Source organism: Pseudomonas flavocrustae, from assembly GCF_029872515.1.
Classification (GTDB): Bacteria; Pseudomonadota; Gammaproteobacteria; order Pseudomonadales; family Pseudomonadaceae; genus Chryseomonas; species Chryseomonas aestiva.
Map to the genome: position 1 here is coordinate 235827 of NZ_JAPDIQ010000004.1, position 12208 is coordinate 248034.

Genomic DNA, 12208 nt, shown 5'->3' on the forward strand with positions numbered 1-12208 from the left:
CCTCGGTCAGGCGATCATGGCGTGGTCAGGGGACCCCCGGGCTTGGCGGTTGGTTCGCGTCCTCAGGGGTGGCGCCCGGTCCAGGTCTGGCGCAGGGCCTCGATCAACTGGCGCAGGCCGGGTGGCGGCTGGCGCCGACTCGGGTAGTAGATGCACAGCGGCGCGCCGGGCGAGGTCCAGTCGGGCAGCACCTGCTCCAGGCGACCGTCGCGCAATTCGTCGGCCACTCGCCACTCCAGGCAATAGGCCAGGGCCAGGCCGTCGAGGGCGACCTGGATCGAGGTCTCGGTCTCGTTGACCGTGAGCGGGCCGGGCACGTCGATCGTCCGCGTGGTGGCGCCGCTGCCCAGCTCCCAGCGATAGAGGGCGCCGTTGCCCAGCCGCAGCCGCACGCAGCGATGCTCGGCAAGCTCCTCCGGCTGCTGCGGTCGGCCGTGACGGTCGAGGTAGGCGGGGGCGCCCACCACGATCCAGCGCAACTCGTCGGTGAGCGGCAGGGCGACCATGTCCTGGGGCACGGTGTCGCCATAGCGGATGCCGGCGTCGAGGCCGTCGGCGACGATGTCCACCGGCCGGTCTTCGACGCTGATGTCCAGTTGCAACTGCGGATAGGCCGCCAGCAGCCGGGGCAGGGTCGGGGTCAGCAGCAGCCGCGCCGCATCGCGCGGCACACTCAGGCGCAGGCGCCCGACGGGGGCGTCGCGGTGCTGGTCCAGCTCGCCCAGGGCCTCGCCGATGAGGGCGAAACCCTGTTCGAGCTTTTCCGCCAGCGCCGCGCCGGCCAGGGTCGGCACCACCGAGCGGCTGGTGCGATTGAGCAGCTTGACCCCCAGCCGGGTCTCCAGTTGGCGCAGGGCATGGCTCAGCGCCGAGGTGGTGACGCCCAGTTCGATGGCGGCCTGGCGAAAGCTGCGCCGCCGGACCAGGGCGACGAAGACATTGAGATCGGCCAGTTCGCCGCGATTCAGGGTAGGCATGCACAATCCTCGCGCGATAAGAGCCTGTTCAAAGTCTGCTGCGCGTCGGCCAAACAGCGTTGAAAATGCCCTGGAAGGCCAGCCCTGTCGGAATGCTCATTTACCATTCGTAAACTCGAACGCGAGTCCGATCCGCTTCCTCAGGCATTTTCGCCTTGTTTGTCTCTAGCTCGCGAGCCTTCGAACAGGCTCTAAGGGTCAAGCGTTCGTTGAGCCCTATTCAACGCCTTTTGAATTAGCCTCACAAGGTTGATCCTTTCGACTTGGCGTTCCCGCCTGGAGCTTTCCATGACTGAAACCCTACGCATCCCGGGTATCGATACCCCCGTTTCCCGCATCGCCCTCGGCACCTGGGCCATCGGTGGCTGGATGTGGGGCGGTACCGACGAAGCCCGCTCCATCGAGACCATCCGTGGCGCCGTGCAGGGCGGCATCAACCTAATCGACACCGCGCCGGTGTACGGCTTTGGCCGTTCCGAGGAAATCGTCGGCAAGGCCCTGGAGGGCATCCGTGACCAGGCGGTGATCGCCACCAAGGTGGCCCTGGAGTGGCCCAACGAAGAGGTGCGCCGCAATGCCAGCGCTGCGCGCATTCGCCAGGAGGTGGAAGACTCCCTGCGGCGTCTGCGTACCGATCGCATCGACCTCTATCAGGTGCACTGGCCCGATCCCCAGGTTCCCCACGAGGAAACCGCGCACGAACTGGAGCGTCTGCGGCAGGCGGGCAAGATCCTCGCCATCGGTGTGAGCAATTATTCGCCCGAGCAACTGGAGGCCTTCCGCCAGTTCGCCAACCCCTCCACGGTGCAGCCGCCCTACAACCTCTTCGAACGCGCCATCGAGGCCGACGTGCTGCCCTACGCCCAGCGCCATGGCCTGGTGGTGCTGGCCTATGGCGCGCTGTGCCGCGGCCTGCTGTCCGGGCGCATGAATGCCCAGACGCAATTCGATGGCGACGACCTGCGCCAGGGCGATCCCAAGTTCCAGGCCCCGCGCTTCGCCCAGTATCTGGCCGCGGTGGAGGCCCTGACCGCCTTTGCTCGCGAGCGCCATGGCAAGTCTATGCTGGCCCTGGCGGTGCGCTGGATCCTCGACCAGGGGCCGACCATCGCCCTCTGGGGCGCGCGCAAGCCTGAGCAACTGCAGGGCCTTGACGAAGCCTTCGGTTGGCAGCTGTCCGCCGAGGACCTGACCGCCATCGACGCCATCCTCGCCGAGCACGTCAAGGACCCGGTGGGTCCGGAGTTCATGGCGCCCCCCTTACGTTGATCTGCCGGGAGCGGGGCACCCTGGCCCCGCCTCGTTGCCCAATGTACTCAGCCACAAGAGGTGAGCATCATGGCCAAGCGCGACGATCTCGACCACAAGCCGGAAAACGCCGGCAAGGTCGGCGAGACCCACAAGGAACTCAATCAGGGCGGTGAAGAACAGCGCCCGCAGAACGACAAGCGCCCCGAGCAGCCCAAGGAAAACCCGGATCCGGGTTACTGACAGGGGCACAAAAAGCAAAGGCGCCCGGGTGCAGACCCGGGCGCCTTTGCTGTCTATGGCCGGGGTCATCGGATGACCCCGGCAGTCTTGCCGGTCAGAAGCTGCGTGGTGGGGTGGCCATGCCGCTCTCATCACCTACCGCTCCAGGGGTGCTGCCTGTGGCCGCGGTACGGCCGACATTCATGCCCGCGGTCGCCTGGGTGGCCCCGAGAGTGCTGCCGGTGCCTGCCCTTGGCGAGCCCGCCATGGACTCGACCCCGGCGTCGGAATCATTGCCTAGGTTGCTGGACGAAACCCCTGCACCGCCTTGCTGGCGCCTGTCAGGACTGGCCTGGCGCGCTTCCTTCGCCACGTCCTGTCCCGCCGCCTTGACCTGCTCGTAGCCACTGCTGGCCGCCTGCTTGGCCTTGGTGGTGAGCTTGTCGCTGTGCTTGCCCAGGGCGCGATCCTCGGTCTCAGTACGCGGCAGCGAGGCCCCCAGCAGGGCGCCAAGGGCGATGCCCAGCGCACCGACCACCAGTGGCTGTTCGCGTAGCAGGGTCTCGAAGGTACCCTTGAGCTGTTGCGCCTGGTCGGCCAGGGCGTCCTTGGCGTGAGCCGCGCTATCGCTCAGCCGCTCCCCGGTCTCGGACGCCTTGACCGATACGCTCTCGCCCAGCCCGGTGACCTTGTCGCGCACGTCGTGACTGCCACGGTTCAGGGAATCACGGGTATGGCCTGCGCTGTCGGCGACCGAGTCCAGCGCACCGGACAACCTGTCCTTGAGCGGGGTGCCCGTGGTGGCTGGCGCCGGCGTGCGATTCTGCCCCAGCGCCAGCCACAGCAGACCCACCGAGGTCAGTACGGCCGGCACCGGATTGGCCTTGAGGGTGTTGCCCAGGTTATGGGCGAATTCACCGCCATGGCCCTTGGTGTAGGACAGCGCCTGGTCGAACAGCTGGCCTGGGGACAGGCGGCTTTCCAACGCGCCCACCAGGTCCTCGATGTGCCCGCGCTTCTGGTCGATTTCGCGCTCGAGTTCCTCGGGATTCTTTCTTGATTCCTGATCGATCTGGTCGGTGATGCTCATTGTGCGGCCCTCCGTACGGCGTCCTTGTCCTTCTGCAGGCTGTTGACGGTGCGATCAGGGGTGAAGTGGGACGGCTCGAACTGCTTCTTGCCCGACTGCAGCATGATGAAACCGATCACCATGACCACGGCGCCCACCAGCAGGGCAGCGGCCCAGGGCGTGAGGTACTGGGAGAGAAAGTAGACGATGCCCATGAGCAGCACGATGAAGCCGGCCAGCAGCACGATGGCGCCGGCCGCGACCCCGGCCACACCGGCCTTGGTGGTGCGCAGCGACTCGCCCAGCTCGGCCTTGGCCAGTGCCAGTTCCTTGGTGAACAGCGCCGGTACCTCGTGGACCAGCTGCTTGACCAGGCCGACGACCGAGGTATCGCCTTCGGTGGAACGCGGAGTGGGATTCTCGTTGATCATGGCTGCTTGTCTCCGCTCAGGGTGGGACGATCCAGGTGGCTGGATGAGGTGCCGCTGTTCAGGCTGCTACCGGTACGCGCCGGATTGATCGCCGCACTGCCAAGGGGGTCGCCGCTGCCGGTGGTGGTCGGCGCATGGAGGTCGGGACCCTTGGGAATGTTGTTGGTGTGGATGACATCGGCACCGGCCGCTGGCTCCACCAGTTCGTTTTCTGCGGCGACCGCGGGCGTGGTCAGCGAGGGCACCTCGTCCGGCCCGCTGACGCGCGAACTGCTGCCGGTGTCCCGCTGGCTGGAGGCCTTGAGAAAACGCGACAGGCCGAAGCCGATGGCGATGCTGCTGGTCAGGAACAGTGCCGGATTGTCGCGCGCCAGGGTTCCGGCCTGGTGCAGCAACTGCTCGGCGCTCTTGCCACGCAGATCCTCGGCCAGGCCGGTCAGGCTCTGCGCCATGTCGCTGACATAGTGCGCCAGGCCCAGGGTGTCCTTGTCTTCAAGTTCGTCAGCGGCCGCCTGGGCGCTTTGTGCAAGGGCACCGAGCTGGTCGGCAGCGGTGTCCCGATAGTGTTCGTACTGGGCAGCACCTTCCTGTTTGGCATCCTGCACCGTGTCTCGGGCGACCTCTTTGAGGTCGTGCAGATGGGCCTCTGCCGTAGCACCGTCCTTGGTCTGCGAGGGTTGTCCCTGAGCGGGATTGAGGGGCGTCGTCATGCGCGGGTACCTGTGTGCAGAACCTTGTCGTGGCCGGCAGAGAGTTCTCGGCGACCGTTCGTGTGCCTTGCCTTTTAGGTGACCGGGCGCAATGAGCAGCAGTTCTCACGCGGCGTCGGTTTGGCGGCAAAGTAGACAAACGGTTTTACCTACAGGAGTAGCTACAAGCGCAGCGGCCGCGGCAGGAGAAGGCCTCTGGGGCGGGCAATGAAACGCAGTCGCAACAGGGGCAACCATTCGTCATGCCCAGGGTGGCGATATGCAAATTCGATGAACGATTTTTCGTCTGCTGCGGTCGATTTCTGCAGACGTTGATGTTCGCGCCAACCAGGCGAACCCCTTTTTCTCTTCACGTCCTGACAGGAGATCTCTCATGGCCGTTGCCAATGCCAAGCAAGAACTCAAGACCGTTTCCAGCGTCAAGCAGAAGGCCCATCAGGGCGAAGACGCCACCCTGCAGAACCAGCAGGCCGTAGGTGAAGCCCTGGCCGTGCTGCTGTCCGATGTCTTCGCGCTGTACATCAAGACCAAGAACTACCACTGGCACATGAAGGGCTCGCACTTCCGCGACTACCACCTGCTGCTGGACGAGCAGGCTACCCAGCTGTACGGCATCACCGACCTGATCGCCGAGCGCGCTCGCAAGATCGGCCAGCCCACCGTGCGCTCCCTGGAGCAGATGGTGCAACTCAAGCGCCTGGCCAGCAGCGATGCCACCGATCTGTCGGCGGACCAGATGCTGACCGAGCTGCACGACGACAACCAGTCGCTGGCCGCCTACATGCGTACCACCCACACCCTGACCGACGACGCCAATGACGTCTCCACCACCAGCCTGCTGGAAGAGTGGATCGACCAGGCCGAAGAACGCGCCTGGTTCCTGGGTCAGACCGTCGGCAAATAAGCCGCGGCAGCTACCTGAAAGCCCGTCTCCGGACGGGCTTTTTCATGGGCGCTCGCCAGGGGTTTGGGATTCGACTGGTACTGCCGCGGGGTACAGCCGAACTCCCGGCGAAACACCGCGTGCAGGTACTGCGCCGAGGTGAAACCGCAACGCCGGGCGACCTCGGCCAGACTCGGGGCCTCTTCCTGCAGCGCCACGGCCGCAGCGGCCAGCTTGAAGCCGAGAATCTCGTCGTGGACGCTGCGTCCCAGTTCGCGGCGAAAGGACGTCTCCAGGGCCGAGCGGGAGATGCCAACATAGCTGGCCACCTGCTCGGTCTTGATGCCCTGGCAGGCGTACTGGCGGATGAAGTGCAGGGCGCGCATCACCTGGGGATGCCGCACCGGCTGGTGGCGACTGGAGGCCTGGACGTTGATGCCCTCCGGCGGGATCAGCACCCTTGGCGCCCCCAGTTCGACGCCGTGCAGGCGCTGGTGCAGGAGTCGCGCCGCTTCCCGGCCGATGGCCTCGGTCCCCTGGATCACCGAGGTCAGGGGCACGCGGGTCAGGGTGCGCGCCAGCGGATCGTTGTCGATGCCCACCAGCGCCACCTGTTCCGGCACCGGGATGCCGGCCGTGAAACAGGCCTGCAGGAGTTGCCGCGCCCGGGCGTCGGTGACGGCGAGGATGCCCACCGGCTTGGGCAGGGCTTCCAGCCAAGCGATCAGCTGTTCCACCGCCGTATCCCACAGCGGGGCGCTGGTCTCCAGGCCCCGATAGATCTCCACCGGCAGGCCGTCGCGGCGGAGCAGGGCGGCAAAGGCTGCCTCGCGCTCGCCGGCCCAGCGATTGGTGTCGGCGGCGGGCAGGCTGAAGCAGGCGAAGCGGGTCAGCCCGGATTCGATCAGGTGGTCATAGGCCAGGCGCACCAGGGCGGCATTGTCGGTGGCCACGTAGGGGATGCCGGGCGGGTAGTCGGTCGGGGCCGCGTAGGAGCCGCCGACGGCCACCACCGGCAGCGCGCTGTGGGCCAGGGCGGCGCTCACCGCCGGGTCGTCGAAGTCGGCGATGATGCCGTCGCCCTGCCAGCGCTCGATGCCCTTGAGCCGGCAGAGGAAGTCCTCTTCGAGGAACAGATCCCAGCGCGCCCGGGTGCCGCTCAGGTAGTTGCCGATGCCGGTGAGGATGCCTCTGTCGTAGATCTTGCTGCCGTTGAACAGCAGGGCGACGCGGTGGACGGGCGGCTGGCTGGGCATGGCGGGGTTCCGGCAGGAGGCGCGGGCGGGGCTCCAGACTACGACCGGCGAGCCCACCTCTCAAGCGGCAAAATCGCACCTGGCTCTGGTGATTTTCACAATAGGCAGCCCGGGTGGCGGCGCTACCATCGACGCAAACCGGTACGCCGTATCGGGTGCGACAGATAAGAACAAGGACAACGCCATGGCTTATTTCCCCAATGTCGAGAAAGTCCGCTACGCCGGGCCCGACAGCGATTCTCCGCTTGCCTTCCGCCACTACGAAGCCGACCGCCTGGTCATGGGCAAGCCCATGCGCGAGCACCTGCGCATGGCGGTCTGCTACTGGCACACCTTTGTCTGGCCGGGTAGCGATGTCTTCGGTCAGGGCACCTTCCAGCGGCCCTGGCAGGCAGCAGGTTCGCCCCTGGAGCAGGCCCGCGCCAAGGCCACCGCCGCCTTCGAATTCTTCAGCAAGCTGGGCGTGGACTACTACTGCTTCCACGACACCGACGTCGCCCCCGAAGGCGCCAATTTCACCGAGTACCGCGAGAACTTCGCCCGCCTGGTGGACGATTTGGAGCGCCACCAGAGCGAGTCCGGCCTCAAGCTGCTGTGGGGCACCGCCAACTGCTTCAGCCACCCGCGCTATGCCGCCGGCGCCGCCAGCAACCCCGATCCGGAAGTCTTCGCCTGCGCCGCCACCCAGGTCTGCACGGCGATGAACGCCACCCACCGCCTGGGCGGCGAGAACTATGTGCTGTGGGGCGGCCGCGAAGGCTACGAGACCCTGCTCAACACCGACCTTAAGCGCGAGCGCGAGCAACTCGGCCGCTTCATGCGCATGGTGGTGGAGCACAAGCACCGCATCGGCTTCCAGGGCGATCTGCTGATCGAGCCCAAGCCCCAGGAGCCCACCAAGCACCAGTACGACTATGACGTGGCCACCGTCTTCGGCTTCCTGCAGCAGTTCGGGCTGGAGAAGGAGATCAAGGTCAACATCGAGGCCAACCACGCGACCCTCGCCGGGCACAGCTTCCAGCACGAGATCGCCAGCGCCGTGGCCCTCGGCGTGTTCGGCAGCATCGACGCCAACCGCGGCGATCCGCAGAACGGCTGGGACACCGACCAGTTCCCCAACAGCGTCGAGGAAATGACCCTGGCGATCTACGAGATCCTCAAGGGCGGCGGCTTCACCCGCGGCGGCTTCAACTTCGACGCCAAGGTGCGGCGCCAGAGCCTGGACGACGTCGACCTGTTCCATGGCCACGTGGCGGCCATGGACACCCTGGCGCTGTCGCTGGAGCGCGCCGCGGCGCTCCTGCAGGACGATCCCCTGGGCAAGTTCAAGGCCGAGCGTTATGCCGGCTGGGATCAGACCCTCGGTCAGCGCATCCTCGGTGGCCAGCTGAGCCTGGAACAACTGGCCGAGCACACCTTCAGCCAGGGCCTCGCGCCCCAGCCGGTGAGCGGTCGCCAGGAGCTGCTCGAAGGCGTGGTCAACCGTTACCTGTACCGCTAGCGATCGCGAGCGGGTCGGCAGAAAAGCCTGCCTGACCCGCTTGTGCAAGTGCGCTGAATCGTTACACTCAAATCCGTTCTCTCGCTCCACAACAACAATAACCAAGGACGCCACCATGAATTTCAAGACGACCCTGCTCGCTGGTCTGCTCGCGCTGTGCACCACCGGTTTCGCCCAGGCCGACGCCCAGCATCCCAAGATCGGTTTCTCCATCGACGACCTGCGCCTGGAGCGCTGGGCCCGTGACCGCGACTACTTTGTCGCCGCCGCCGAGCAACTCGGCGCCAAGGTCTATGTGCAATCCGCCGACGCCAACGAGCAGCGCCAGCTGTCGCAGATCGAGAACCTGATCTCCCGCGGCGTGGATGCCATCGTCATCGTGCCGTTCAACGCCACGGTGCTGAACAACGTGGTGGCCGAGGCCAAGAAGGCCGGGGTCAAGGTGATCTCCTATGATCGTCTGATCCTCAACGCCGACATCGACGCCTACATCTCCTTCGATAACGAGAAGGTCGGCGAGATGCAGGCCGGTGGCGTGCTCAAGGCCCAGCCCAAGGGCAACTTCTTCCTGCTCGGCGGCGCGCCCACCGACAACAACGCCAAGATCCTCCGCCAGGGCCAGATGAAGGTCCTGCAGCCGGCCATCGACAAGGGCGACGTCAAGATCGTCGGCCAGCAGTGGGTCAAGGAGTGGAACCCGACCGAGGCCCTGGCCATCGTCGAGAACGCCCTGACCGCCAACGACAACAAGATCGACGGCATCGTCGCCTCCAACGACGCCACCGCCGGCGGTGCCATCCAGGCCCTGGCCGCGCAGAAGCTGGCCGGCAAGGTCGCCGTGTCCGGTCAGGACGCCGACCTCGCCGCCATCAAGCGGGTGATCGCCGGGACCCAGACCATGACCGTCTACAAGCCGCTCAAGCTGATCGCCTCCGAGGCGGCCAAGCTGTCGGTGCAACTGGTGCGCAACGAGAAGCCGGCCTTCAACTCCAGCTACGACAACGGCACCAAGAAGGTCGACACCCTGCTGCTCACCCCCACCGAGCTGACCAAGGCCAACGTCGACCTGCTGGTCAAGGACGGCTTCTACACCCAGGCCCAGATCGACGGCAAATAACCACTGGCCACCGGCTGGCCGTCTGACGCCTGGCGTCGGACGGCCCCTGGGCAAGGAGCGGCCATGGCCGACTATCTGCTGGAAATGCACGGCATCGCCAAGAGCTTTGGCGGGGTGCGGGCGCTGGACGGCATCGATCTCAAGGTGCGTCCGGGCGAATGCGTAGGGCTGTGCGGCGAGAACGGCGCCGGCAAGTCCACCCTGATGAAGGTCCTGTCGGCGGTCTATCCCCACGGCACCTGGGAAGGCGAGATCCGCTGGGACGGGCGTCCGCTGGAAGCCCAGTCCATCGCCGAATCCGAGGCGGCCGGCATCGTCATCATCCACCAGGAACTGACCCTGGTACCCGATCTGTCCGTGGCCGAGAACATCTTCATGGGCCACGAGCCGCGTCGCTTCGGCGGGCGGCTGGACTACCCGACCATGCTGCAGCGCTCGGCCGAGCTGATGCGCCGGCTCAAGGTGCCGGACATGAACGTGGCCCTGCCGGTGTCCCAGTACGGCGGCGGTCTGCAGCAACTGGTGGAGATCGCCAAGGCGCTGAACAAGAACGCCCGGCTGTTGATCCTCGACGAGCCGACCTCGGCGCTCACCACCTCCGAGATCGCCGTGCTGCTGGACATCATCCGCGACCTCAAGGCCCAGGGCGTGGCCTGCGTCTACATCTCGCACAAGCTCGACGAGGTGGCGGCCATCTGCGACACCATCACGGTGATCCGCGACGGCAAGCACATCGCCACCACGCCCATGGCCGAGATGGACATCGACCGCATCATCACCCAGATGGTCGGCCGCGCCATGACCAACCTCTATCCACAGATCCCCCACCAGATCGGCGAGGTGATCTTCGAGGCGCGTCACTTCACCTGCCTGGACGTCGACAATCCCCAGCGCAAGCGCGTCGACGACGTCTCCTTCGCCGTGCGCGCCGGCGAGATCCTCGGCATCGCCGGGCTGGTGGGCGCCGGGCGCACCGAACTGGTCTCGGCCATCTTCGGTGCCTACGACGGCCGTTACGAAGGCGAGGTCTGGCTCAATGGCCAGCGCATCGATACCCGCACCCCGCTGAAATCCATCCGCGCCGGCCTCTGCCTGGTACCGGAGGATCGCAAGCGCCAGGGCATCATTCCCGACCTGGGCGTGGGCTCGAACATCACCCTCACGGTGCTGGACAGATTCGCCCACCTGAGTCGCATCGACAGCGAGGCGGAACTGTCCTGCATCGACACCGAGATCGCCCGGCTACAGCTAAAGACCAGCAGCCCCTTCCTGCCCATCACCGGCCTCTCCGGCGGCAACCAGCAGAAGGCGGTGCTCGCCAAGATGCTGCTGGCGCGGCCCAAGGTGCTGATCCTCGACGAGCCCACCCGCGGCGTCGACGTCGGCGCCAAGTTCGAGATCTACCGGCTGATCGGCCTGCTCGCGGCGGAGGGCGTGGCCATCGTCATGGTCTCCTCGGAGTTGGCCGAGGTGCTCGGCGTCTCCGACCGGGTACTGGTGCTCGGCGAAGGCCGGCTGCGCGGCGATTTCCCCAATGAGAATCTGACCCAGGAGCGGGTACTGGCCGCGGCCCTGGGTACCACCGAACGGGCGGTCGCCCAAGCCCGGGAGCACTTCTGATGCACGCCGTGAAACAGCTGTTCACCCGTTACAAGATGCTCGCCCTGCTGATCGCCGTGGCCCTGATCTGGCTGTTCTTCAGCTGGCAGACCGAAGGCGGCTTCGTTACCCCGCGCAACCTCTCCAACCTGCTGCGGCAGATGTCCATCACCGGCATCCTCGCCTGCGGCATGGTGCTGGTGATCATCGCCGGCGAGATCGACCTGTCGGTGGGCTCGCAACTCGGCCTGCTCGGCGGGGTGGCGGCGATACTCGACGTCACCTACCACGTGCCCCTGCCGATCACCCTGCTGGCGGTGGCCGCCGGCGGTCTGCTGATCGGCCTGATCAACGGCTACCTGAGCGCCTATCGGGGGATACCGTCGTTCATCGTCGGCCTCGGCGGCATGCTGGCCTTTCGCGGGGTGCTGCTCGGTCTCACCGGCGGCGTCACCGTCGCCCCGGTGTCGCCGGAACTGGTCTACCTCGGCCAGGGCTATCTGCCGCCGGTGGTGGGCAGCGTCCTGGGCGTGCTGCTGTTCGCGGTGGCCGTGGTGCTGACCTGGCGCCAGCGCAGCAAGCGCAAGACCCTCGGCCTCGCCCTCGCGCCGCTGTGGCGCGACGTGCTGCGGGTGGTGGTGATCGGCGTGGTGCTGGTGGCCTTCATCCAGACCCTCAACCGCTATGACGGCATCCCGGTGCCGGTGCTGATCCTGCTGGTGCTGCTCGGGGTGTTCAGCTACATCACCAGCCAGACGGTATTTGGCCGGCGCATCTATGCGGTGGGCAGCAACCTGGAAGCCACGCGGCTGTCGGGCATCAACGTCCAGGCGATCAAGCTCGGCATCTTCGGCCTGATGGGCGTGATGTGCGCCCTGGCCGGTCTGGTCAACACCGCCCGCCTGGCTGCCGGCTCGCCCTCGGCCGGTACCATGGGCGAACTGGACGCCATCGCCGCCTGCTTCATCGGCGGCACCTCCATGCGCGGCGGCTCGGGCACCGTCTACGGCGCCCTGCTCGGCGCCCTGGTGATCGCCAGTCTGGACAATGGTATGTCCATGCTCGATGTGGACAGCTACTGGCAGATGATCGTCAAGGGCAGCATCCTGGTCCTGGCGGTCTGGGTCGACGTCAGCACCCGCACCAGCCGGCGCTGAGCGGCATGGCCAGGGGTGGATGAGGCTGCGCCGTCATC

The 12208-nt window shown here is 66.4% G+C and carries 12 protein-coding genes; 7 read left to right on the forward strand and 5 right to left on the reverse strand.

Annotation, left to right across the window (positions count from 1 at the left end; genetic code table 11):
- Positions 1 to 62 precede the first annotated feature (62 nt).
- Positions 63 to 977: a LysR family transcriptional regulator gene (locus OMP44_RS11615; RefSeq protein WP_273862413.1), complete on the reverse strand. Its 915-nt coding sequence runs from the start codon at positions 975 to 977 to the stop codon at positions 63 to 65.
- Positions 978 to 1265: 288 nt separating this feature from the next.
- Here OMP44_RS11615 and OMP44_RS11620 point away from each other — a divergent pair, with 288 nt between their 5' ends.
- Both OMP44_RS11620 and OMP44_RS11625 read left to right on the forward strand, forming a co-directional pair.
- Positions 1266 to 2246, forward strand: a complete 981-nt coding sequence (locus OMP44_RS11620; RefSeq protein ID WP_273862412.1) for an aldo/keto reductase — start codon at positions 1266 to 1268, stop codon at positions 2244 to 2246.
- A 69-nt stretch (positions 2247 to 2315) separates the two neighbouring features.
- On the forward strand, positions 2316 to 2468 hold the full coding sequence (locus tag OMP44_RS11625; RefSeq protein ID WP_017639863.1) for a hypothetical protein: 153 nt from the start codon (positions 2316 to 2318) through the stop codon (positions 2466 to 2468).
- Between the two features lie 94 nt (positions 2469 to 2562).
- Here the strand turns inward: OMP44_RS11625 and OMP44_RS11630 are convergent, their stop codons facing one another.
- The 3 genes from OMP44_RS11630 to OMP44_RS11640 are packed head-to-tail and all read right to left on the reverse strand — an operon-like array spanning position 2563 to position 4657.
- Entirely contained in the window at positions 2563 to 3537 is a 975-nt protein-coding gene (locus OMP44_RS11630; protein ID WP_273862411.1) for a DUF3618 domain-containing protein, read from the reverse strand.
- Positions 3534 to 3947 (reverse strand): phage holin family protein, encoded by a 414-nt coding sequence (locus OMP44_RS11635; RefSeq protein WP_133862017.1) that lies wholly within the window; start codon positions 3945 to 3947, stop codon positions 3534 to 3536. The genes OMP44_RS11630 and OMP44_RS11635 overlap by 4 nt, the downstream gene beginning before the upstream one ends.
- Positions 3944 to 4657: a hypothetical protein gene (locus tag OMP44_RS11640; RefSeq protein WP_280308263.1), complete on the reverse strand. Its 714-nt coding sequence runs from the start codon at positions 4655 to 4657 to the stop codon at positions 3944 to 3946. Before OMP44_RS11640 ends, OMP44_RS11635 begins: the two co-directional genes overlap by 4 nt.
- Before the next feature lie 373 nt (positions 4658 to 5030).
- Between OMP44_RS11640 and OMP44_RS11645 the strand changes: the two genes are divergently transcribed.
- Positions 5031 to 5561, forward strand: coding sequence for a Dps family protein (locus OMP44_RS11645; RefSeq protein ID WP_059228999.1), 531 nt, complete (start codon positions 5031 to 5033; stop codon positions 5559 to 5561).
- On the opposite strand, the gene OMP44_RS11650 is transcribed toward OMP44_RS11645, so the two are convergent.
- The gene (locus OMP44_RS11650; RefSeq protein ID WP_187980553.1) at positions 5543 to 6796 is read right to left on the reverse strand and encodes a XylR family transcriptional regulator; all 1254 of its coding nucleotides are present in this window, start codon (positions 6794 to 6796) and stop codon (positions 5543 to 5545) included. The genes OMP44_RS11645 and OMP44_RS11650 overlap by 19 nt on opposite strands.
- A 184-nt stretch (positions 6797 to 6980) precedes the next feature.
- Between OMP44_RS11650 and xylA the strand changes: the two genes are divergently transcribed.
- From xylA to OMP44_RS11670, 4 genes are all read left to right on the forward strand, one after another.
- Entirely contained in the window at positions 6981 to 8297 is a 1317-nt protein-coding gene (xylA, locus tag OMP44_RS11655) for a xylose isomerase (RefSeq protein ID WP_187980552.1), read from the forward strand.
- Positions 8298 to 8412: 115 nt separating this feature from the next.
- Positions 8413 to 9414 carry a D-xylose ABC transporter substrate-binding protein gene (gene xylF, locus OMP44_RS11660; RefSeq protein ID WP_059229005.1) on the forward strand — a complete coding sequence of 334 codons (1002 nt, stop codon included), beginning with the start codon at positions 8413 to 8415 and terminating at the stop codon, positions 9412 to 9414.
- Between the two features lie 63 nt (positions 9415 to 9477).
- Positions 9478 to 11034 (forward strand): D-xylose ABC transporter ATP-binding protein, encoded by a 1557-nt coding sequence (xylG, locus tag OMP44_RS11665; RefSeq protein WP_133862014.1) that lies wholly within the window; start codon positions 9478 to 9480, stop codon positions 11032 to 11034.
- On the forward strand, positions 11034 to 12170 hold the full coding sequence (locus tag OMP44_RS11670) for a sugar ABC transporter permease (protein WP_059313241.1): 1137 nt from the start codon (positions 11034 to 11036) through the stop codon (positions 12168 to 12170). Before xylG ends, OMP44_RS11670 begins: the two co-directional genes overlap by 1 nt.
- The last annotated feature ends 38 nt before the right edge of the window (positions 12171 to 12208 follow it).